Raw genomic sequence first — 24,056 nt, 5'->3', positions numbered from 1 at the left:
GTTAATCTCCGTTCTTCTCCTGTTTTCTCAGAGAACAGTCTGTGTTGTTTAATGTCAGATTGGGATTATAATAGGGATCTCCTTTCAGGAGCTCTCTTTCCCATTTTCTCCGGAAACAGTTTACTTCTCTGGAAAAACGCAGCTGTTTCTCCGGTGTATCTTCCATTCCTCTGGATTTGGATTCATAATGATACAGTTCTGCATACGGTGTGAATATAATTTTCACTCCATATTTTCTCACTTTCATACAGAGGTCAATATCATTAAATGCAACCTTCAGCTCCTCGTCAAATCCTCCAACTGCTTTAAAAACAGAAGTCTTTACCATCATGCAGGCGGCAGTGACTGCACTTATCTCCTGCACACAGCGCAGACGTCCCATATATCCTTCCGCATCCCGGGGAAGTTTACATAATACATGGGCAGCAACTCCACCAAGACCAACTACCACTCCTGCATGCTGAATGGTATCATCCGGATAATACAGTTTCGCACCGACCATTCCCACGTCTTTTTGCTGACAAAGCTGAAGCATTTCTTCAAGCCAGTTCTCTGTAATGATTTCCACATCATTGTTAAGAAACAGCAGATATTCTCCCTGCGCCTCTCTTACTGCAAAGTTATTGATCGCAGAATAATTGAATTCTTTTTTCCATGTAAGGATCCTTACATTTGGGTATCTGTTTTTCAGTGTCTCATAGTATACAAAGGTTTCTTTTTCCACACTGTTGTTCTCAACAATAATGATCTCGTAATTCTTCCATGTTGTCTTCTCTTCTATGGATGAAATACACAGTTCCAGATCATTAATGTGATCTTTACTTGGAATGATCACAGAAATCATCGGTTCGCCGGAAATAGTCAGATGGCTTCTGTACCATCCCTTCTTGTCTGCAAGTTCCGCTGTTGCAGAAACCTCCGCCCTGCGGTAATGCTCCTCCAGTGCCTTTCTGCCTGCTTCCCAGTTTTTCTTCTCCTGTTCTTCTGTGATCAGGTTCTCTGCTTTCATGGAATGACAGAGGATCTTTGGAATATGCACAATATTTTCTGCCTGCTCACTGCATCTTAAGAGCATATCATAATCCTGTGCACCATCATATTCCGGATCAAACTTTCCGGCCTGTTCCAGAATTTCCTTCCGGATTGCCCAGAACTGTCCGATATAATTATTTTCCCTTAATCTGAACAGATTGAAATCCGGCTTGAATTCCGGCTCAGAATAATGTTTTCCGTCTGCGCTGATCTCATCTTCATCTGTATAGATCATATCCGCTTTTTTCTCTGTGATCGCTTTGACCATCTGAAAAAGTGCATCAGGTTCAGGTATGATCTCCTGACCGGCAAACAGAACATACTCTCCCATTGCAAGTTTCAGAGATGCATTAAGATTTCCCGAAATGCCATTATTTTCCGTAACCTTCTTATAGGAAAGGCGAATCTCTTTTTTATATTTTTTCCGCAGAAACTCTCCTGTTTCCTCTCCCTCACATGCATCTGCCAGACACAGCTGCCAGTTACCATAGGTCTGTTCTGTATAAGCATCGATCACACTTTTTAACCTTTGTTCATCTGTATCCGTCACCACCATCACAATACTGATCAACGGTGAATAAGAAAAAACAGCAGTTCTCTGTCTTTTTAATTCCTTTCGGAATGCGACATGATCTTTCAGCCAGTCTTCATAATCCTGATCTCCGTCCTTAAGCTGGGAATTTCTCACATAACGGATAAATCTTCCAATACCGTTTTTCTTTATATATTCCTGATTCTTCTGCCTGTTCTTCAGAGACAGCAGTTTCATCTGCTGATACAGTCCGGTATTTTCCCGTTTTATTTTTTTTACATTTACAGTATAAATTTTCTGTACATTTTTTCCCCTGAAACAGATGCAGATATTCTGATCGTTTGTATTCTCCAGATTGACAGTAATACTGAATCCCAGATTTCTTTTCTCTTCTTCGGAAATCCCCTTTGCCTCTTCCACGTCCGGACGTCTTTGTCTGGTGATCGTACATTCCAGAACCTTCCCATCTGTACCCTGTACAAATATCTCATCCGGCTCCAGCTGGTTTACAACCCAGCCTCTGACTGTCAGGATACTCTCCTGTGTGATCTGTTCCTCATCAATATGATATTCAATAAGACTTTCCTCACAAAAGTCCTTCACTTCTGCAGCTGTGGCTTCCCAGATGATTTCTTTTTCATCTCCTGCTCTCAGCGCAAGCTGCAGTTTCTCATGTTCTTCTGCAAGTTTTATAATTTCCGGTATCTTTACTGTGAATCCGACATTTCCCACTTCTTTTATATCTTTTGTTTCTTTTAAATCTTTGGCAACATCCGCTCTTTCACAACGTGAAGGTTCAGGAACGGAGAGTTCCTTTCCCGAGCCATAAAGAATGAAATCACATTCTGACTGATCTCTGGTTATCGCCCATCCGGTAATGGCCAGAGTATGATCTTCTTTGTCACTGTATATTTTTTTATCTACACTCCAAAGTATATTTCCCATAACTAAACCCTTTTGATGGCACGATACACTTTCCATGCCTTACTGCCTTCCACCTGATCGACCAGAGCTTTCTTCTGCGCAAGCTCCTGACTCATCTGCTCCATTGCCCTTTTCTGCTCTGCGTATACTTTCCAGAATTTCTTTTCTGTGGTTTTCCGGTCCAGAATCTCCATTTCAATCTTTATGGACTTTCTGTTCTCAGGAACAGAATCTACTATGATCTGCGGATCGTCACCGCCAAAATAGAATTCTCCGGAGGACACTTCACAGCCATCTGTGTGAAACTTTACCTGACTTTCATCTTCCCATGTCAGCTTTACAATCTTAAGTCCCTTGGACATTTCGCCCGGATCAAGGCGAAGCATTGTGGTATTCTCCGGAAGTTCAAACTCCGTCTGAATTTTCCCGTTTCTGAACAGATATCTCACAGAATCAGCCTCATTAAAGCTCTTTCCGTTATCCCAGAAAATCTGAAGCATTTCTAGAGATTCCTGTTTCTTTTCTCTGTAATAATCTTCTACTTCCACCCGGCCCGGAGAGATCTGGGCATACATATTTCTCATTGCTGTATGCTCACCCAGAATATACTGCTGGAAATTATGTTCCATCTCCACATAAACTTCTATATCTTCAGGCAGGATTCCTGCTTTCTCATAGAAATCCCGTTCTTTAAGTATTCCCCGTTTGTCATTCAGTTCCAGATAATAAAAGATCATCCTGTAAACCAGGAACTGTGAAGGTACAGGAAATGCAAAGGTCCACTCATAGTCGATCACAGATACTTTATTCTCAGAGAGGATAATATTTGCAGGAACAAAATCAATATTGGATATTTCTGTACATTTCAAATCAGAACGCAGGTTTACATTTCCAAATACCCTTACAAATTCCGGTGTTTTCTCAAAGGGTTTCTTCTCATGAATATTCTTTACTTTCTGTATATAAGAGAAGAATAATTTCTCCAGTTCCTCTGTTCTGCCTTCTTCCAGAAGATGATCCAGCTTATCTTCCAGGGTGATACCTGTCAGATATTCCAGCTGCGCACAGTCACCTTTGATCCGGCAGCGGTTTACTTCAATTTCCTCTTCTTTATACATTCCGGTCAGTTCTTCGCAGATAGTTCCCAGATTCCGTACATGAGCTGCCGCTTTCTTCTGCGACGGTACTTTCTTCACAGTCAGCTGCCCATCTGCTGCTTCACTGATTTCCGTATAAATGGAGAGCTTCTGATCTCTCTCATTGGAAAACTTCACATAAACCGGTGCTGTCTGTGGCTGTTCTTTTCCGATCACAAGAAGAAAGGAATTGGCAAACTGCGGGTAAAGATCATTGCTCAAAAGTGTATTATACACCTGAGATTCCTGAAACAGATCCAGACGGAGTCTGTCAAAATTGTAGTCCCTCATATGCAGCTCTCCGCTTGCAGGGAGATGTCTGTCTGAATGAATAGTCATTGGAAATTTGTAATCCGGATATGGATAATACCAGTCGGCTTTTAAGTTTCCTGCTTTCTCCAAAATTCCATTAAATTCTTTTCTTGAAAAAGTTTTAACTCCTTTTGTTTTGGAGTATCCCTGGATTCCTTCGAATAAAGTTCCAAAATGGTCCTCTGTACATCCGGCCCAGTATTTCAGTCCCAGTCTGTTCTCAATGGCCAGAATGATCTTTCCATCCGGCTTCAGATGCTTTGATATGATCCTGAGAAAGTCCACATAGGGATTCTCACTCCGGATATAGGATTCTCCATACTCAAATACACCGATCAAAGTGATATAGTCGTATTTCTCAGTAAGGTTTTTCTCGATCTCCTGAAAGTTTCCCACAAGGATCTTAAGATTATCCTGATCCTGATGTCTGTATGCATTGATCTTACTTCTTTTCATAGAAAGCTCGATGCAGGTAACTTCCTTCACCCTTTCACAGAGAGCTCCTGTCACAGCACCACATCCGGAACCAATCTCCAGAACCTTCTCTTCTCCTGTAAAGGGAATCCAGCTCAGAATATTCTCCCTGATATGAGAAAAATGATAAAGAATTGGCCAGCTCTTTCTCTCACTGATCACTCTGTTAAATTCTTCCGGTGCAAAATCTCTGGAAATTGCAAGCATTTCATCCTCTATCGCACCATCACTGTATAGATCTTTTCCCGGATAGCACGTGGTATCCAGAATTACTTTCCCGATTTTTTCTTCCATATATAGTCCTCGCGCTGATTATTTTTTCGCACTGATATTTGTCATCATAACTTTCTCAGACCTGTTCTTCGCACCGTACTTCCACCTTTGAATCCATATCATAGAATCCAACTGTATTTTTACTGGAAATAACTGTTATGTTACATGCGTCATAAAGTCTGTGGAATACCGTAAAATCTCCGTTTTTATACCCTGTACATCCAAATGACAGGAGATACTCACCGCCCTGAAGGTTCATGTTCTGTGTAAATGTTACAGTACATATATCCCCTTTTCCGGAGTGTTCTATCTTTGCATTTTCATACATGGTATTGGTACCTGTGATTTCCGTACCCTGAATATTTTTAAATGTGTATGCCATGATCGGCTCCTGAATCTCTTCATTAAACCGGACTTTCATACGAATTTTGAAGCAGCTTCCCTTTTCAACAGTATTGGAACATCTTCCTTTATCATCAATGACTCTGAAATCTGTGATCTCAGCAATACGACTTCCATATTCCAGCATATTGGGATTTACCTGAAAATCTCCCAGTCCTTCACTGTCCTCTGCCACAATCTGCTCTGTACTGTCAGATTCATTCTGTTTTACAGGATTCTGTCCTACCAGAAGCTGTTTGTACAGGTCAACCATCTGCTTTGGTGAACCTTCATCCATCTTTACCCCTTTGTTCAAAAGAATAACTCTGTCACAATACTTGGAAACGCTTCCAAGATCATGACTTACAAACAGGATCGTCTTTCCCTGTTTCTTAAATTCCTCAAACTTGTGATAACATTTTGCCTGAAAGAACACGTCGCCCACAGACAACGCCTCATCTACCACCAGGATCTCCGGATCAATATTGATCGCAACAGCAAAAGCCAGACGCACGAACATACCGCTGGAATAAGTCTTTACAGGCTGGTGGATAAAGTCTCCAATGTCCGCAAATTCCAGAATATCATTCAGTCTGGCATCAATCTCTTCTTTTGAAAAACCGATCATGGTTCCATTCAGGTATACATTCTCAAGACCTGAATATTCCATGTTAAATCCGGCTCCCAGTTCCAGCAGTGCGGAAATTCGTCCGTCTACCTTTACTTCCCCTGCTGTGGGAGTCAGGACACCGGTGATGATCTTTAAGATCGTGGATTTACCGGAACCGTTGGTTCCGATAATTCCCACGCATTCTCCTTCATAAATATCAAAATTTACATCATGAAGTGCATAATGCTCTTTATAAAGTTTCTTTCTGGTAAGCCCCAGCGCTTCTTTCAGTCTGTCCGAAGGCTTATCATATAATTTATACATTTTGGTGAGATCCTTCACCTGAATTACTTTCTTGTTCTCCACGTGATTTCCTTTCTGTTATGTTCCTGTGTTTTTCATCTTCCTCTGACTTATTTCACGCTTACCAGTACAGCGAAAATTAAGTTTCTGCTATATTAATATTCGCTGTACTAGTTACAATACATCTGCAAAATGAATGCGCAGACGTTTAAATACCCAGCTTCCGAACAGGAAACACAGAATTGTAAATATCCAGAAATAGACCGTCCATCCTGCATGTTCCCAGAACCAGGTTTTCATCAGGAATGTATCTCTGTATCCGGAAACAATATAATACATCGGATTCAGTTTCAGGATCTTCATGATCACAGGATGTCCCATCAGAGGTGAAGCCTCAACGATCCACATGATCGGAGTCAGCCAGACTCCTACCTGAAGCACAATGTTGATGATCTGGGTCAGATCTCTGAAAAAAATAACGATTGCACTTGTGGCATAGGATAAGCCCAATACCAGAATGAACACACATACACTGTAATAAATAATCTGCAGATAATAGAAATCAGGAAATTTCCCATACGCTGCATACAGGATGATTGTAAACAACACAAAGAATGCATGCACAAACATGGCAGAAATGATCTTGACTACCGGAAGCACACTGATATTAAAAACGACTTTTTTTACCAGATAATTGTATTCCAGCAGAGAATTTGTCCCCCCTATCAGCGCATCCTGGAAAAAGAACCATGGCACAATACCTGCTACCAGATAAAGAACAAAAGGAACTCCCAGATCCCCTGTTCCGGAACGAAAACCTACAGAGAATACAAACCAGTATACCAGGATCGTGATCACAGGCTGGATAAACGCCCACACAATTCCCAGATAAGAACCTGCATATCTTGTTTTGAAATCATTCTTTGCAAGCTTTGCAACAAGCCGTCTGTTCTTATAAATATCCATCGGTAAAGAAAAAATTGTATTCAATCGCTCATTCTCCTATTTACGGTACTCTTTAAAGCTTCCCCATTTGGTATCTTTGTCAGAAAAGCTTAATTCCATTCCTTCCGGAATCGGCCATTCAACTCCGATATCCGGATCGTTCCAGATCAGGCCGCCCTCATCATTTGGATGATAGAAATCAGAGCATTTGTAAACAAATTCCGCATGCTCGGAAAGTACAAGGAAACCATGTGCAAATCCTTTCGGAATGAAGAACTGTTTCTTGTTTTCAGCAGAAAGTACGACTCCAAACCATTTGCCATATGTTTCTGAACCTTCACGAAGATCTACTGCCACATCAAATACCTCACCATTTACAACACGTACCAGTTTATCCTGTGGATAATTGATCTGGAAATGGAGTCCGCGAAGTACACCCTTATGTGAGCTTGACTGATTATCCTGTACAAATTCGACATCAATTCCTGCTTCTTTGAAATCATTGTAATTGTAGGTTTCCATGAAATATCCTCTGGCATCTCCGAAAACTGTAGGTTCTACCACTTTTAATCCCTTAATTCCACCACATTCTGTAACTTTGATTTTTCCCATTTTATTTTCCTCTTTTCTTTAACTTTCTCTGTGTTTCTGTTATATCTATTCGCATAAATCCACCCATAGCAATCCTCGTAAATAATGCATTTAAGACAGTTCAGCAGCGTGCGAAAGACAAGGAAGATATCTGCAGGCGTGCTGACGCACGGCAAAGATATCTGACGCAGGATTTCACACTCTGATGGACTGGATTAAGATGCATTATTTTAGAGGATTGCTATAGTATGCAGACTTAGCCATAATATCTTTTTTCCTTTTTTGCAAGTGCAATGCTCAGAATGATAATAAGAAGAAGCATTGCCGCTCCTATGATCAGAAGTATTTTTCGCAGTTTTGGCATTTCTGCAGAAGTTTTTTCTTCTCCGACAGTATCTGATTTCTCATTTTGATCCGCCTGATCCGTATTTCCTCCGGATGTATCAGAAAGGGCATCCGCTGCAGGTTCCGGTGTAGGTGTAGCTTCCGGAACTTCAACGCTTCCCAGCAGATAATCATTATAATAGTAATCATTTACTGTATTTCCATTCCGTGGATTTTCCTGAACGGTCAGGTTATCCACAGTCACTCCGTTTGGAACTAATACTTCTCCACCATTTACCTGTGCTTTTGTGAAATTCTGATAACCATAGTTGAACAGTGCTGTGGAATCCGTACTGGCAACTGCAAGGTCTGCCGCCTTCATTGTCACTGTAATATAGGTAGTTCCATTCTTCTCTGCTGCTGTCACAAGAGTGTTTCCTGCCTCACTGGTATATCCTGTCTTGCCGCCAATACAGCCATCATAATGATAGCTGCTCTCCGGGGCAAGCATCGGATGATGCGTATGCAGTACCCTTGATTCACTGTTCATGTTCGTAGGTTTGATCGTATAATCTGTAGTGCCGATGATCCTGCGGAATTTCTTATTCTTCAGACCTTCCCGCATGATCAACGCCATGTCATGTGCAGTAGAATAGTGGTCAGGATCCGGAAGACCACTGGCGTTTACAAAATGTGTGTTCGTGCATCCGATCTGAGCCGCACGTTCATTCATCATATCTACAAAGTGCTGCTCTGTGCCACCTACATGTTCTGCGATCTGGGCTGCGACCTCGTTTGCAGAGCGGATCACAAGTGCATAAAGGCATGCTCTCATGCTCATCACTTCTCCCACCTGCATTCCAATATTGCCGGAATCCCAACTGATATCACGTGTTCCTGTTTCCGTAAAGACAACATCTTCTTTCAGGGAACAATTCTCCACTGCCAGAAGCAGTGTCATGATTTTGGTAATACTTGCCGGATAACGGATTTCATCTCCGCCCTTGCTGTACAGAAGAGTTCCGCTGTCTGCATCCATCAGTACCCCTGTCTCAGATGTAATCTCAGGACCTGCCGGCCAGCCTGAAATCTCATTGGTTGAAATGGATACGGGTGTAACCTCTGAAACAGCAGCCTGCGCAGTTCCCTCCGCAGCAGCGCAGATCTGAACAGCAGTCATTGCAATGACTCCCACAGCCATAACAGCCTTTAATAAATGTTTCCATTTTTTCATAATATTTCCTCTTAATATATGTCTCTGTTTTCCGTCCGGTGTGCCGACAAGCAGATTACTGAAACAGACTTGCGGCACACGATTATCAGAATCCGTCAAAAGAAGCTATGGTATCTGTGATATACTTCACATCCTCCATATCCAGATTATAAAACATCGGCAGTCTCAACAGACGTTCACTTTCCTTTGTAGTATAAACATCTTCCCCTGAAAATCTTCCAAATTTCTGTCCCGCAGGTGCAGAATGAAGAGGCACGTAATGAAATACGCTGCAGATTCCTTTTTCCCGAAGGTAAGCAATCAGCCGGGTTCTTACCTGCATATCACGCACCTTGATATAATACATATGGGCATTGTGGCTGCATTCCTCCGGCACATAAGGCTGTTCGATCTTACCTTCCTGTGCAAGATGGGCCAGATTTTTATGATAATAATTGTATATCTCCATTCTTTTGGCAAAAATCTGATCTCTTGCTTCCAGCTGTGCATAAAGATATGCTGCATTCAGTTCACTTGGAAGATAGGAAGAACCATAATCTATCCAGCGGTACTTGTCAATCTGTCCGCGGAAAAACTTACTTCTGTCAGTTCCCTTTTCTCTCAGGATCTCTGCCTTCTCCAGATATTCATCCCTGTTAAAAAGGATTGCACCGCCCTCTCCCATAGTATAGTTCTTTGTCTCATGGAAACTGTAACACCCAAAATCTCCAATGGTACCAAGAGCTTTTCCCTTATAACAGGCATCTACTCCCTGCGCAGCGTCTTCAACAACCTTCAGATTGTATTTTTTTGCAATCTCCATAATGGTATCCATCTCACAGGCAACCCCTGCATAGTGGACCGGGACGATCACTTTTGTTTTCTCAGTCACTGCCGCCTCGATCAGTTTCTCATCAATATTCATTGTATCCGGTCTGATATCAACAAATACAATCTTTGCTCCCTTTAATACAAAGGCATCTGCGGTTGAAACAAATGTATAGGACGGCATGATCACCTCATCACCGGGCTTAATGTCGCAAAGATGGGCTGCCATCTCCAGAGCATGGGTACAGGATGTGGTAAGCATTACATGATTTACATGAAATTTATCCATCATCCACTGAGAACATCTTTTCGTATATTCTCCATCCCCACAGAGCATTCCTCTCTGTACCGCATCACGTATGTAATCAAATTCCCTGCCTGTAAAAGCAGGTCTGTTAAAATCAATCATCTGTTTTCTTTTCCTTCTCATATTCCGGTATCTTATTTCTGTAGGCAACTTCTCTTCCCTCCGGATCCCGGATACTCATCTCACTGAAAAATTTCTCAGTCTCCAGCTCCAGCTGCCTGCGGTTTTCTGTTTCTATATAATACAATGCAAGATATGGATTCGGCCCATATTCTATCACACGTTCGCCTTCTTTATAAAAAATCCAGGGTTTTACAACGCATTTTTCTTTTGCAAGCTCACAGGCTGCCGTCTGATCTGCAATCTGAAGCTGTCGTCCCTGAAAATACAGTACAGCCCCATATTTTACCGGATGATGAATATCATGACGGTGAAACATCTCCTTTATCCGTTTTTTTTCATAAAGATAATCCAGTAGCAGTTCCTCTGTCTGAAATCCATAAACCATATCTGTCAGCTCATGTTCATATCCAAAGAAACGTCCTGCAATCTCACATACCTGAATGCCCCTGCCAGGTTTCCAGAAAAACTGCATGGATAATGCACCTTCTGTCTGTCCGGTATAGCGGATATAATTCTGCAGAATATCTGTGGCACTTTTTTCGACCTCCGTCAGGAAACGGGATGGATAAACATTTCGTGTGCTGAGCGGAAGCATTCCCTCTTCCATTTCCGTTTTTTCACGATCTGCAATACTGATCACATTGACTTTCCCATCCATTACCCATGTCATCATGTTAAACTCATAACCGTCATTGTATTCCTCAACCAGAATTTCCTGACAGTCCGTATATTCCGCTGTCTGCAGGGCTTTTTTTCTGACTTCACCCGAATGATGAATGATAAAGATTCCTCTTGAACCATATTTATCCAGAGGTTTACTGATCAGAGGATACTGCAGATTTGCAATACTCTGTTGTATTTCTTCTTCTGATCCCTGTTTCAGCAGTTCCACAGATATTTTCCGAAATCCCGGTGCCGGCAGTCCAAGCTTGTCCAGAACATCCCGGCATGCCGATTTATCCCTGTACCAGGAAAGCTGTTCCGGTTTCAGATAACAGGGCAGTCCTGCTTTGTCTGCAATTTTAACCATACACTCCAGGAGCAGATCTGAAAATGATGTGATGATTCCATCCACACCTTCTTCCCTGCACATCAGGGCAATAGCATCTACGTCTGTTACAGGAATGGTATAAGCCTTATCTGCATACGTTCTGGCAATACCATCTGCATATCCGTCGCACACAACAGTCTCATAACCTTTCTCTTTTGCTTTCTTTACCAGCTCTGTAAATTCTCCGAGCGTTCCCAGAATCAACACTTTATGTTTCATATCCGTTCCTCACATTCTCTGACAACCGAAGCCATATATTTCATATCCTCCACGCTGTAACGCTGATCGCAGGGCAACGGAAGAATATTGGCAGCCCAGGTATATTCCAGACTTTTTGTCTCAGAGTTCTCAATTATATTTTTCCAGTAAGTCGGCACAAATATCTTCTTTTCGGCAAGATGTCTGCGAAGTTTCATTCCATCAGCGTGGAAATACGGATATGCAAAAGGTCCCTCCGGCACAGTCTGATTAAATATACTTTCCGATGGAAGCAGTTCTCCGAGAATCCGGTAGTTTTCTTCCCTTTTTTTCTTTGCTCTGTCATAATCCACAGCTTTCAGAAGATTCTGTGTAAGCTTTGACATCTGCCGAAGCTCCATCCCGTCATATTTTGCCGCATTTTCCAGCATATCTTTGTAGTAGGTTCCGGCATTATGCTCATAACGCCCCAAAATATGTTTCATACGCTCTGCAGAATAATCGACAGTCTTATTTTCTGTCAGGCTGGCATCTGTTGACAGATATGCGCCATCGCTGACACCCCAGAATTTTCTGCAGGAATACAGTGTATCTATCCCTTTTAATGGTTTCTGAAAAAATGCATGGGTATGGTCCACTATGATGTTTCCGTAAATCTTTTTATACTCTGATATCCAGGAATCAGACAGCTGACCATAGTAATTAACCAGATAAAGATATTCCCCTTCCGGAAGCTGTTCTTTCGGATACAGAACTTCCAGTTTCTCATTCAGATGATAAAATTCTGTCTCTATCTGATTTTCCTGACAGGTATGCACCACTGATTCACACAGAAAATACGGTAATAGGATTTTCCTGCACCTGCGGCTCTTCAAAAGCCACAGCAGTGCGGTTCTTCCAAGATTGACCCTGTACAGGTCAGGATAATATTCCTCTCCCGGCATCTCTTCCAGCTGAAAATATCCGCCAATTTCCTTCATTATTCGTCCGTATCCTCCCGACGTATTACATAATGGGGCATTTTTTTTGCCTCATTAAGAATGTTCATTAAATAGATTCCCATAATTCCGATTGATAACAAAATCAGTCCAAAAAACGCCAGCATAACCAGCATCAACGAAGTCCAGCCCTGCACAGATATGCCCAGTGTAAAATATCTTACCAGATAACAGACCGACAGAACTACACTTATCAGGAAACTGACAATTCCGATATTTCTCACCAGCAGAAGGGGAAATGCAGTATGTGTCGTGATATCATAAATCAGATCTTTCAGCAGTCTCTTAAAGGAATAACCGCTTTTTCCGTAAGCTCTGTCTGCATGCTGAACCGGAACATTAATAATACGGTTAGAACTCCTGATCAGAAGGTTTCCAATCTGTGGAAGATATGTATTTGTTTTTACCATGGCATCCACAAGGAATCTGCGGATCAGCCTGTAACTGGTGATCTGAAGATCCGGATCTTTTCCCAGCATCTTTGAAGTTGCCCATACAGAAAATTTCGTTCCCAGTTTGCGTATCGGACCATGCTTTCTTCCTTCATAGCTTGCAATGATAACATCCACATCCGGTCTCTCCTGCATGGTTCTGACCATCTTCGGAAGTTCCTCCGGCTGATGCTGAAGGTCATCATCCATTGTTACCACAAACTCTCCTTTTACATGTGCAAATCCGCACAGAAGTGCCGGATGCTGTCCGAAGTTACGGGCCATCTGTATGATCCGTACCCTGTGATCCTTTTCTCTGAGTTCCGTCATGATCTCATAAGATCTGTCCTTTGATCCGTCATCTACCAGGATCAGTTCAAAGTCTTCTTTAAGAGTTTCCCGGAATACTTTCTCCAAACGGGTATATAGTTCTCCCAGTGTATGTTCAGAATTATATACAGGAACAACCACTGAATATAAGCTCATATGCTTTTCCTTTCTCTTTTCATCTTTTTGCAATCATTTTTATCATATCATTTTCAACATTTCTTTTCAAGATTCCTGCTGCACAAACCTTGACTTCCCTGCTTTTTTATGTAAAATAGTTACTGTCCGACAGCTTTCAGACACGCTCTATTGGACGAAATCCGTAAAATACCATTATCGCCCGGAGGTATTATGTCAAAACTCAAAGACTACATACAACTTCATCTGAATATCCTGCTGTTTTCACTGACAAGTGTTTTTTCCAAAGCTGCATCTGTCCAGTATAACAAACATGGTCTCAGCAGTCCTCTGCTTTACCTGTTCCTGTTCCTGATGGTAGCCAACTGCGGAATCTACGCCATCACCTGGCAGCAGGTCATCAAGAAATTCTCTTTGTCTACTGCCTATGCCAATAAAAGTGTTTATCTTCTGTGGTCGCAGATATGGGCAGTGCTGATCTTTCATGAAAATCTTTCCATTCAGAATATCATAGGTATTCTGGTGGTTTTATTTGGAGTATGGACGGTGCAGAGATATGAATAGAACATTTATTTTAATCATGTTGAGCGGAACATTTTTTTCCGCTGTTTCACAGATACTTCTGAAACAGAGCGCAAATATCAGATACGAAAACCGAATCAGGGAATATCTCAATTTCCGGGTGATTCTCTCATACACCATATATATGCTGATCCTCCTCCTCAATACATGGTGTTATACAAAAGTAGATATGCGCTATGGTCCTGTCATTGATACTGCCGCCTATGTGTTTGTCCTGCTTCTCTCTCATTTCATTCTGAAGGAAAAAATCACGAAAGGAAAAATCATGGGAAACCTGATCATCATTGCAGGTATCCTGATCTATACGCTTTAATTACGGCAATTTCATAAAAAGATCCCGAAGCTGTTGCAGAATTTCCATCAGTGCCACAGCTGCAGGATCTTTTTATATGTTTCAATATTTTTTACCGCTTTTTATATTGTCTGGTACACACTCCATTTCCATCAAACACAGATACAATCCTGTTGGAACTGGTCAGTGTAATGTTCTCGGCACGCGTACCGGAAAGTGCGGAACTGCCTTTGTAAAAATAGTATTTTTTACCATTCAGCGTCAGCCATCCCTTATACGCTTTTCCGTTTTTCTGGAAATAATAGGTGTGTTCCCCACTTTTTTCCCTGATTTTGTACATTCCATTCTCGCAGCGTACACCGTCGCTTCCAAAATAGTAGATATCGCCGGTAGATCTGGTCACGCGGCGGTTTTTAAACATATATCCGGACTTTGTATGGAACCAGTAACATTTCCCGTCTACTTTCTTCATTCCCATCAGAGCATAACCATCAGAACTGATATAATAGGTCTTTCCATTTACAGTTACCCACTGATCTGACACACGTTCGCCATTTTCATTGACATAATAGTATTTTCCATTTTCCTGATGAAGTCCTGTCTGTTCCTGGCTTCCATCGTTGCTGCCTGTATCGGGTTTCATTGCCGGAACATAGGAATCCAGAGATTTCCATCTCGGCGTAATTTTCTTTGTATAGTCCACATAGCCAAAATCCATATCAACATCATTGCCTGCAGGGATTCCTGCTACCAGTCCGCTGGTACTGTTCAGTCCGCTTTCCCGGTTACCGTCTGTGGACTGCCATATTGTATAATTGTACCGTTCCTTATCAGGTGCCTGAATCGTGTCCCCATATCTTGCGATCCATACATCCACTCCTGATAATAAGGACCAGTCTATGTAATTATCATACCAGTTGGTATTGCAGTAAACCATTGGATAATATCCGGCCCTGCGCACTTCATTGCAGAAGGTCAGTGCCATCTCTGAGACTGTTTTTGCAGAAAGCTTACTTGCTTTTGCATACTCCAGATCATATACGACCGGATAGGAAACCTTGTAACCCTGCATTTTGCTGATGGCAAGTTGTGCTTCCTTTAATGCGGTAGTTGTCGATAAGGCTGTACTGTACACATAGGTGCCTGTGGGTACTCCGGCAAGTTCTGCATTTGTCATATTCTCATCATAGGTATAATCTTCGTGAGTCAGGCCATAGGAGATCCGGACAAACGCAAAATCTATATCAGACCTCTTTACCTGTTTCCAGTCAATATTGCCCTGCCATTCAGAGACATCCATGCCTCTGGTTATCGCACCCGGAATGATTTCACCACTTCCGTTATAGCAGACACCGTTGATCTTTTTCCATGCTTTGGAGTTCACTTTTTTTCTTGATGACTCTGTACCGGAAGTTCTTGCAGAATAAATAAATTCCTCCTCAGCCACTGTATCACGTCTGTCATAATGCGGATTTGCAAAAACAGAGCTTACAGGCTGCGCTACAGCTATCGCAGCTGCCAGACAACCAACAATAAGCCTTTTTCTGATTTTTAAAAAATCTCTTTTCATCTTTCTACTCCTGTCCTGTCTTCTAATAAACGTCCATTTTATTACAATACTAATCAAGCGGATATTCGCAATCCGCTTCGCTACTTGCTCATAACCGAATAACTGCTTCGCAGTTTATCAGAAGGAGCTTGCACTCCTCCTGATACAAGCAAGTCCCCACCCACTGCTTATTGCTTTTCGCGATTGAAGTAGGGGACTTACTTGATTCGGTTAACATATTATACATACTATATTACATTTTCGCAAGATAATCCCTGATATATACCCAAAAACGGCTGCACATTTCTTGCTTTGTGCAACCGTTTTGCATATTTCGTTTCTATAAGCAATTATGTTTATTTATCCTGGCAGAAATATCCGGATCAGACAGCCGGATCTGTAGGATCAAAATTAGCAGCTCCTCTTAACGGAGTCAGTGCTTTCTTTCCAAGAGGTCCTTTCATTGCATCATCTGCTTTATATTTACCATCAATAATACTGATCGGTGCGCCATTACAGTTCTCATAAACCCACTTCGCATCTGCCACACAGGTTCTGATACATCCATGTGATGCGGGAGATCCAAGCTTATTGTACTCTACTGCCGGAAGATTATATGAGTTTGCCTGGCCGCAGGCTACAGAATGAACAAAGATTCCTCCCTGTCCGGCACGGTCTACATGGGTTCCATACTGTCCCCAGGATGGTCCCATAAGAGGCTGCCACCTCAGGCTTCTGCTCAGTGTAAAGTTACCGGTCGGAGTTGGTGTTCCCGCTAAACCTACAGATACTCTGATCGTCTTAACAGGAATTGTTCTGGCTGAATCAGCATAAACAGTCATAACTCCGTTTACTCTGTCCACCTGAACAGAATACGGTCCTCTGTATCTGTTTGTCAGATCAGTGATACGGTATCCGTTACTGTCAAAGTAATACAGAATTCCATTAACTCTCATACTCTTATTTCTTGCAAATCCGTTTCCTGACGGATCAATATATCTCACCAGATTTTTAGCATTACTTACAATTACCCATCCTCTTGTATATTTACCGTTTGCATCCAGATAACCGTTTACTCCATTCTTTTTCATAAACTGATTTGTCTGAACCACACATTCTTTAAGATAATAGTAATTGCCGCTGTATTTTCTCCATCCACTCTTATACAGACTTCCCTTAGAGGATGCGATATACCATTTCTTTTTATAGCGCACCATTGTGCTCTTATATACTTTACCTTTGTGTTCTGCGGATGTAGATGATTCAAATATATATTTCTTTCCATCGATTTCTGTCAAACCGCTTGCAAGCTTTCCTGATGGCTTAAAATAATAACCTGCGGAAGTCCACTTATCCGTATAATGATTTCCTTTGGAATCAAAATACAGCCAGCCAAGGAATTTGCCACTGGTGCTGACAAGTTTCTGCCAGCCATGTTTCTCAACAACACGACCCGGAGTACTTCCAAAATAATAGTAATGGTCACCTGCTTTTGCCCATCTCTTTGTCCAGGTTGCCCGCTTTCCGTTTGAACCAAAATAATATCTGAAATTGCCGTATTTTACAAGTTTATTTCTATAAATCTGGCCGTTACTGTCGGTACAGTAATATGCACCATTCTGAGCCTTCTTCATCACTGATTTCAGAACATATCCATTGGCATCCAGCAAGTAAGCTCCGGTTCCTTTCTCCGGGATAGCTGTGGCAACTACGCCACGCTTATAATATTTACCGATGTCTGCCGGAACATTTCCCTTTTTAAAATACAGCCAGCGCTCTCCCTTAGTGGTATCTGAACGAAGCCATCCATTGTGGAACATTTTTCCGGGAATGTCGCTGCTTGCAGGATCAAAATAATACAGGTTTGATTCGCCGTTAACTGTGAGGGTGATCTCTCCTGTCTGTGGCTTACCTTCAGGATCAAGGCAGTAATAATCCTCATTGATCTTGAAATATCCGGTATATGTACCTGCTGCTTTTGCTTTCGCTTCAAGCTGTGCAATTGTCTCCAGATTACCATTCTCATCGTAGTACTGGAAATATGTTCCTGTCCATTTCCATACACTCTTCTCCTGCTGGCCTACTGTAGATGTATATGGAGTTATCGCTTCTCCTTCACATCCGGTATAAACAACAGCCTCATCTGCAGTTGTAAAATAGGACTGATTTGCCTGGGCTTCTGTTTCTTCCCCTGCGGCATCTTCTCCTGCTGACTGAGCTGCATCTGATGTCGGTTCTTCATCAGCTGAAGATTTTTCTTTTACCTCAGCCTGTCCGGTTACAAGGATTCCCTCTTCATCAAACAGATAATATCCTGTATGGGTTTCCCCTTTATACTCTGTGCTGATTTTTACAATTCCGTCTGCCGCTGTATAAAATTCTTCATTTGTTACAGACACTGTATCCGTTGCTGCTGGTGTTTCCATTGCTGTAACCTCTGCTGTCACAGCTGTTGTATCTGTTTCAGCCACTGCTGTTTCAGATGATTCTGTCTGATCTCCTGAGAATCCGTCAGTCTCAGACGGCATCTCCTCATCGGGTAGTGCTGCTGTTGCTGCTTTCTGATCATCTGTATTCGCTGTATCCTGATTTTTTGCAGGTTTGCGCAGTTTAAAGCCATTCTCTGTGCTTACCCAGTCCTCAGCTTTCACTACAGTGGCTCCAACGGCATCCGTAGCATCTGCTGTTGACGGCGTCTCGTCCGGCAATGCAGCAGCCGTATCCGTTCCCGCTGTAAATGCGTCGTCTGTCTGTTCCTGTGATGGTACTGCTGTCCCATCATCTCCATCTGAAAAAGCGTCTGCTTCTGTTTCAGAAGTTCCTGTTTCAGAAGTTTCTTCTGTAACATTTACTTCTTCTGCATCTGTCTGTGTGGCAACAGCCGGAGCTGTATCAGGTGAAGTAAATGCAGCAGCACCTGCTTCACTGACAGTTGCCATTGTCATAATAAGACTCAATGTAACCGCAACTAATCTTCTTTTCACAATAAGTTCCTCCTCTTTTATTCATGTTACTTTATGGTTACTGTTCACTCTGTTTGTGCACAGCAGCTTTCTACTCGCCAAGGCCGCTATCAATAGCAGTAACAAGATGATCCAGGGCTTCCTGTTCATCAACACCTTCACAGGTAAGTTCTATCTCATTTCCGCATTTTACGCATGCACCAAGTACACTCAGTACACTCTTTGCATTTGCCATGCCCCCATCGTAGACAAATGTTATCTGTGACTGGTATTTCATTGCCTCATTGCACAAAATCCCCGCAGGTCTCAGATGAAGACCTGTGGGATTTTTAACTGTCACTTTTTTACTGACCATTTCACTGTTCCTCTTATATTGTTACTACCCCTTCTGTAAGTGGAGAATTCTTTTATTCCTTGTTTTCCTTACTGTCATCAACAGCAGTCCCTGATGAAATCACTACTTCCGTAGTCACATCTTCCACTGTCTCATAACCATCCGGTAAGACTATCTCAACCGGGACTTCATAACTTCCTTCTTTTTTGCCATCCAGATCTATAGATGCCTTAATGTCTTTGTCATTATTCAGATCATCCAGATCTTTGTTATCTGATTTGATCCGCACTTCTATCTGTGCAGTCTCAAATGTTACCTGCAGATCTTTCGGTTTATTCTTAACCTCTATATTCTTAGTCGGAAATTCAAACTCTCTGCTTCCGGCCGGAAGAATACTTACAGTTACCCATACATCTTCACTGGAGTCACTGGTAAGTTTCACATTATCCGGCAGAAGATTCGTAAGACTGATTTTTTTCTCCACATCTTCGGATTCACCGGAAATATCAATACTGTCTTCCGGTATAGTGATCACATTATTATTATCCGCAAGACTTTCAAGACCTTCTGCACTGCCTGCTACACTGATCGTATCCGGCACTGTTCTCACAGCCCCAACCTGATATCCTTCAGCCGGTGTCCCTACATAATCTGCAGATATCTGCACTCCCTGACGGATTTTCCATAATTTTGCAGTCACTGTTACTTTTGCATTATTCTCAATCCGCAATGAATTCATTTCAGAATCGGTAAGTACCTCCTGATTCTTATCAATGATCGTAAGGTTTACATCCTGTGTAAAATCCTCTGTATTCCCATCCAGTTCAATGGAAGCATTTACCTTATCTATTTTATTGATCAGCGTCTTCGGGCCTGTAATCCTTACTTTCTCCGGACTGGCAGTCAGACTTCCTACTTCATAATCTTTGCCCGGTTTCGTATCACCTCTGCTGACATTTACCACAAACTCCTGTGTCTCTTTTTCATCAAGATTTACACTGAGATTCTGAGGAGTAACTTTGATATCACTGGGAGATACCCCCGGTACAGAACAGGTAACGGTAATAGGAACCATAACCGGATTTGTATTCAGGCTTACCGCCTGCTGAAGATCAGCTACCGCAGAGATGTCTGTGACTTTGATCTTGTCTCTGATCTTCTTGGTTGCAGTGATCGCAACTTTTATGGAATCCTGGTTCTGTTCCGGCATACACATCTTACCGATGGTATCTGAAGATTCCACATATTCCTTGTTGATCAGTTCCACATCATTGAGCGTATAGTAATTGGTTCCTGTCGGATTATCTATATTTACAACGATCAGCCATAGCACAACAGCTATTGCGACAGACATGATTTTCAGAGGTATATTATCTGTTATTTTTCGCTTCTTCATGCTTCACTCTTCCTTTCAGTAAATGGCGAAGTTTGCTGTTGTCTACAACCTGCTTATTCTGCGCTCTGACCAGGATTTCTCTGAGTTTTGCACTGTTTACACCTCTGGTCAGCTTTCCTCCCTGCGCTACAGATACCTGACCGGTTTCCTCTGATACAATGATCGTAACAGAATCTGTCTGCTCACTGATCCCCACACCTGCCCTGTGCCGCGTTCCAAGCTGTTTGCTCAGTTCCATATTATCAGACAGTGGAAGATAGCATGTTGCAGCCACAATCCTGTTCTCTCTTACAATAACAGCTCCGTCATGAAGTGGTGTGTTATGTTCAAATATATTGATCAGAAGCTGACTGGTAAGGATTGCATCCAGATTAATACCTGTTCTTATATAATCGGTCAGCAGCTCATTCTGCTCAATTACGATCAGTGCTCCGGTCTTAACTTCTCCCATATCAAAACATGCTTTGACCAGCTCACTGATGGTTTTATCCGTAAATCTTTCCTTCACCTCTTTACCTGCATCAAAAGGTATCAGTGAAGCCATGATCCGCTTTTGTCCAAGCTGTTCCAGAACTTTTCTGAGCTCCGGCTGAAAAATAACGATCACACCTACAATCAGTGTACTTGCCAGATTTGAAAAAATCCACAGAATCGTATTCATCCTGAAAATATACGCGATCAGAATGAAGAGGAGAACGACCAGTATTCCTTTCAGAAGTGTATATGCATGAGTATATTTGATCCATACCATGAACTGATATACAAAAAAAGCGATCAGTGCAATCTGTATGATATCTATAATCCCAATCTTAGGAAATGCCAGTCTTGATAATGTTTCTATCAAATTTCCTGAAAAATCCTGCATATGGCTCTCCTTTCCTTATCATTTTTATATACCTTATCGTTGAAAATGTTTTCAGTGGATTTTGTGTTACTGTTCACTCCGTTCACAGTAACGTAGCCAAAATTCATTCCAGATTGCCTGCGGCAATGGAATTTTGGCTCGTATGTCTCATCGTTACCGGAAACTGCTTTTTACAGATTTTTTAATGATTCTTCCAGTTTCTTCTCAAAATCCACGCTGTCAATATCTTTCTTTCTCTCTACAGGTGCTGCAGCCTCATCTGTCGTCACTGCTTTCTCATCACCATGAAAAATAGGATTCGCATAAGAAACAACGTTATCCTGTGCCGGTCTTTCATCCTTTGCGGAACTTCCGTTAATCTTCTTTATACTTCTTTCAGATGTTGTGACACAGGCTTTCGGCACTGCTTTTACATAATAATAATATTCATCATCCTCATATTCCAGTCTCTCGGTACGGGTATAGTCACCACCAAATACAAAGAATTCAAGAAGTAATCCTATCACCACAGAGATCACTGTATAAATGATCAGCGTAACAACATCAATATCCAGTCTAAAATAAAATCCACCTGCAATAATCATCAGAACATACACAACTCCACCTGCAATAATGGCAATTCTCCATGCATAGTCAAAAGAGCGGGTACGTATCAGATTCACCAGCAGAATCACTGCGATAAAGGCAATCACTGTGATCCACATTCCCCAGTTCTGCACGATTCCATCTGTCAGAAGTTTTAATTTGTCAGCTATGGCAACATCCGGGTTTTCCAGAAGTTTATGCTGTACACGTATAAAACGGATAAAATAGTAAATAATCACTCCGCAGCCTGCAGGAAGTGCAGAAAACGCATTGCACAAAAGTCCGCTTCCGATAGGAAGAAGCGTCGGAACACTGAACCCAAAGGAAAGCGGTGTAAATACAAGTACTAAATTATTGTCTGAACTGAATCTCAGGAAGAGAATTGACATAAACAGGATCAGCACAAGCATAAAACCTGCAACTTCTATCCCCAGTGCATAACCATGTGCGACCATCAGGGCAAATCCTACAAAAATCATTACACCTGAAGGAAGAATGGAACAGATCAGTGCAAGGATCAGAACAATAAATATATTATCGATCTGCTTCATATATCCCATATTGGTATTGATCCATATGAAATAAACCATTGCCAGAACGAAACGTAAGACAGGCAGGATATAAATCTCATACTGGCTGTATAAATTCTTTATTCGCTGTTTTAATTCGAGTAATGCTGTCATTTTTTATATCCTCCTGTAACTCCTCTGGCTGAAGATTTTTTATCTTCGCGACCGTAGATTTTACTTAATTGTGTAAGTTCTTCATAATAATTTTTCACACTTTTCTTTGCTTTATGGTATTTCACCGTATATTGGATATATGTCAGGACAGAAAACAGTACCAGCACTGCCACATACCCCAGAATAACTTCCACGCCCAGTGAAACAAGGTTCATCTTATGAACATTATCTATCAGATATTCAGCAAAATATGCTGCGATACCGGCCAGAATCAGGCAATACCCAATCGTAACAAGGAAAAAATTCTTAATCATGGCAAGTCCGATATAATCACTACGGTAGTACCTGCTGACCGGAAGATATTTCTTTCCTTCACCCTGTTCATACATGGCAAGTTTATTCATGATTTTTATCTTCTCTTCATTTAACATAAATTACTCCTTACTGTATGCTTTTCCTTTTGCTATAATCCGCTATTACTGTTCACTCTGTTCTCAGCAACAACCTGATATCATTCATATAATCATACAGATTAATTGTAACATATATCATTATGTATGAAAAGTGTTTTTTCTTATCTCCTGCCTATGCAAACCGTAAGAAAATAAACATTTCCGGCACCTTTTCTCTTCAGGCATCCGGCCATTGCATCGATCGTACTTCCTGTTGTATACACATCATCTATCACCAGGATATTCTTTCCCCTGACATCCCCGGTCACGCAGAACGCTTTTTCCAGGTTTTTTCTTCTCTGCAAAGCATTCAGTTTTTTCTGCGACTTTGTCTTTAAAACTTTCTGCACAATATTGACATCTGTGGAAATCCCGGTATAATGACCGAGTTTCTCCGCCAGATATGCAGCCTGATTAAAACCTCTCTGCCGCTCTTTCGACCTGTGTACCGGAACCGGCACGATCAGATCCGGCTTCCATTCCCGCAATTCTTTCTGTGCATATCGATACATTGCTCTGGCATAAAAATCACCGTATTCTCTGCATCCATAGTACTTATATCTGGTAACAGATCTTCTCATTATGCCATCATAAACAAAAATACCTCTTCCCTGTTCATACATATGCCTGTGTTTCTGACAGTCTCTGCAGTATTCCCCTGTTTCTATGGGTTTTCCACATTTATAACATCTGGGATGACCAATCGGACGAAGTTTTTTCTCGCATTCCGGACAGATCATCCTTCGCTGATCTGCCAGTATTTTCTGACAGACCGGACAGCATCTCGGGTAAAAAATATCAGCAACTATGTTCAGAAACCGTTTCATTTCCATTTCCTTCCACTATTTTACTCTTTGTTTTGCTATCCTCTGTATTTCTGTTTTTCTCATATTATCGGAATAAA

20 protein-coding genes are annotated in these 24,056 nt (G+C 41.7%); 2 read left to right on the top strand and 18 right to left on the bottom strand.

Going from position 1 to position 24,056, the window contains the following annotated elements; genetic code table 11:
• Nucleotide 1: 1 nt before the first annotated feature.
• The 10 genes from I4V44_RS10265 to I4V44_RS10220 all read right to left on the bottom strand — a co-directional run bounded on the left by I4V44_RS10265 (nt 2) and on the right by I4V44_RS10220 (nt 13,472).
• On the bottom strand, nt 2-2,509 hold the full coding sequence (locus I4V44_RS10265; protein WP_118587395.1) for a glycosyltransferase family 2 protein: 2,508 nt from the start codon (nt 2,507-2,509) through the stop codon (nt 2-4).
• A gap of 2 nt (nt 2,510-2,511) precedes the next feature.
• Nucleotides 2,512-4,704, bottom strand: a complete 2,193-nt coding sequence (locus I4V44_RS10260) for a class I SAM-dependent methyltransferase (RefSeq protein ID WP_118587393.1) — start codon at nt 4,702-4,704, stop codon at nt 2,512-2,514.
• A gap of 55 nt (nt 4,705-4,759) precedes the next feature.
• Nucleotides 4,760-6,040 carry an ABC transporter ATP-binding protein gene (locus I4V44_RS10255; RefSeq protein ID WP_022380237.1) on the bottom strand — a complete coding sequence of 427 codons (1,281 nt, stop codon included), beginning with the start codon at nt 6,038-6,040 and terminating at the stop codon, nt 4,760-4,762.
• Nucleotides 6,041-6,151: 111 nt separating this feature from the next.
• Complete coding sequence (locus tag I4V44_RS10250; RefSeq protein ID WP_008706116.1) at nt 6,152-6,967, bottom strand: ABC transporter permease; 816 nt, start codon at nt 6,965-6,967, stop codon at nt 6,152-6,154.
• Between the two features lie 12 nt (nt 6,968-6,979).
• Entirely contained in the window at nt 6,980-7,534 is a 555-nt protein-coding gene (rfbC, locus tag I4V44_RS10245) for a dTDP-4-dehydrorhamnose 3,5-epimerase (RefSeq protein WP_008706119.1), read from the bottom strand.
• A 235-nt stretch (nt 7,535-7,769) separates the two neighbouring features.
• A complete protein-coding gene (locus tag I4V44_RS10240; RefSeq protein WP_243100820.1) occupies nt 7,770-9,071 on the bottom strand; it encodes a D-alanyl-D-alanine carboxypeptidase family protein in 1,302 nt (433 codons plus the stop codon).
• 85 nt (nt 9,072-9,156) lie between these two features.
• Complete coding sequence (gene rffA, locus I4V44_RS10235; protein ID WP_055059803.1) at nt 9,157-10,287, bottom strand: dTDP-4-amino-4,6-dideoxygalactose transaminase; 1,131 nt, start codon at nt 10,285-10,287, stop codon at nt 9,157-9,159.
• Nucleotides 10,280-11,578 carry an ATP-grasp domain-containing protein gene (locus I4V44_RS10230; protein ID WP_243100220.1) on the bottom strand — a complete coding sequence of 433 codons (1,299 nt, stop codon included), beginning with the start codon at nt 11,576-11,578 and terminating at the stop codon, nt 10,280-10,282. Before I4V44_RS10230 ends, rffA begins: the two co-directional genes overlap by 8 nt.
• Nucleotides 11,575-12,537, bottom strand: coding sequence for a hypothetical protein (locus tag I4V44_RS10225; RefSeq protein ID WP_118574139.1), 963 nt, complete (start codon nt 12,535-12,537; stop codon nt 11,575-11,577). The genes I4V44_RS10230 and I4V44_RS10225 overlap by 4 nt, the downstream gene beginning before the upstream one ends.
• Nucleotides 12,537-13,472, bottom strand: coding sequence for a glycosyltransferase family 2 protein (locus tag I4V44_RS10220; protein WP_008706126.1), 936 nt, complete (start codon nt 13,470-13,472; stop codon nt 12,537-12,539). The genes I4V44_RS10225 and I4V44_RS10220 overlap by 1 nt, the downstream gene beginning before the upstream one ends.
• 192 nt (nt 13,473-13,664) lie before the next feature.
• On the opposite strand from I4V44_RS10220, the gene I4V44_RS10215 reads away from it, so the two are divergent.
• On the top strand, nt 13,665-14,015 hold the full coding sequence (locus tag I4V44_RS10215) for a hypothetical protein (RefSeq protein ID WP_008706128.1): 351 nt from the start codon (nt 13,665-13,667) through the stop codon (nt 14,013-14,015).
• Nucleotides 14,008-14,346: an EamA family transporter gene (locus I4V44_RS10210; protein WP_022380121.1), complete on the top strand. Its 339-nt coding sequence runs from the start codon at nt 14,008-14,010 to the stop codon at nt 14,344-14,346. The genes I4V44_RS10215 and I4V44_RS10210 overlap by 8 nt, the downstream gene beginning before the upstream one ends.
• Nucleotides 14,347-14,437: 91 nt before the next feature.
• Here the strand turns inward: I4V44_RS10210 and I4V44_RS10205 are convergent, their stop codons facing one another.
• The 8 genes from I4V44_RS10205 to I4V44_RS10170 all read right to left on the bottom strand — a co-directional run bounded on the left by I4V44_RS10205 (nt 14,438) and on the right by I4V44_RS10170 (nt 23,979).
• Nucleotides 14,438-15,895, bottom strand: a complete 1,458-nt coding sequence (locus tag I4V44_RS10205; protein WP_118587391.1) for a glycoside hydrolase family 25 protein — start codon at nt 15,893-15,895, stop codon at nt 14,438-14,440.
• Between the two features lie 362 nt (nt 15,896-16,257).
• On the bottom strand, nt 16,258-18,858 hold the full coding sequence (locus tag I4V44_RS10200; RefSeq protein ID WP_243100819.1) for a L,D-transpeptidase family protein: 2,601 nt from the start codon (nt 18,856-18,858) through the stop codon (nt 16,258-16,260).
• Nucleotides 18,859-18,928: 70 nt separating this feature from the next.
• Nucleotides 18,929-19,192, bottom strand: a complete 264-nt coding sequence (locus I4V44_RS10195; protein ID WP_008706135.1) for an HPr family phosphocarrier protein — start codon at nt 19,190-19,192, stop codon at nt 18,929-18,931.
• Between the two features lie 52 nt (nt 19,193-19,244).
• Nucleotides 19,245-20,567, bottom strand: a complete 1,323-nt coding sequence (locus I4V44_RS10190; RefSeq protein WP_196002677.1) for a CdaR family protein — start codon at nt 20,565-20,567, stop codon at nt 19,245-19,247.
• Entirely contained in the window at nt 20,542-21,432 is an 891-nt protein-coding gene (gene cdaA, locus I4V44_RS10185; protein ID WP_008706138.1) for a diadenylate cyclase CdaA, read from the bottom strand. Before cdaA ends, I4V44_RS10190 begins: the two co-directional genes overlap by 26 nt.
• Before the next feature lie 170 nt (nt 21,433-21,602).
• The gene (locus tag I4V44_RS10180) at nt 21,603-22,700 is read right to left on the bottom strand and encodes a hypothetical protein (RefSeq protein ID WP_118587389.1); all 1,098 of its coding nucleotides are present in this window, start codon (nt 22,698-22,700) and stop codon (nt 21,603-21,605) included.
• A complete protein-coding gene (locus I4V44_RS10175; RefSeq protein ID WP_008706141.1) occupies nt 22,697-23,131 on the bottom strand; it encodes a hypothetical protein in 435 nt (144 codons plus the stop codon). The genes I4V44_RS10180 and I4V44_RS10175 overlap by 4 nt, the downstream gene beginning before the upstream one ends.
• A gap of 143 nt (nt 23,132-23,274) precedes the next feature.
• Entirely contained in the window at nt 23,275-23,979 is a 705-nt protein-coding gene (locus I4V44_RS10170) for a ComF family protein (RefSeq protein WP_118670134.1), read from the bottom strand.
• Nucleotides 23,980-24,056: the final 77 nt, after the last annotated feature.

This window comes from Blautia sp. 1001283B150304_161114_C9, assembly GCF_015668165.1.
Classification (GTDB): Bacteria; Bacillota; Clostridia; order Lachnospirales; family Lachnospiraceae; genus Blautia_A; species Blautia_A wexlerae.
Note: the sequence above shows the minus strand (reverse complement) of the source record. Positions and strands in the feature narration are given on the sequence as shown.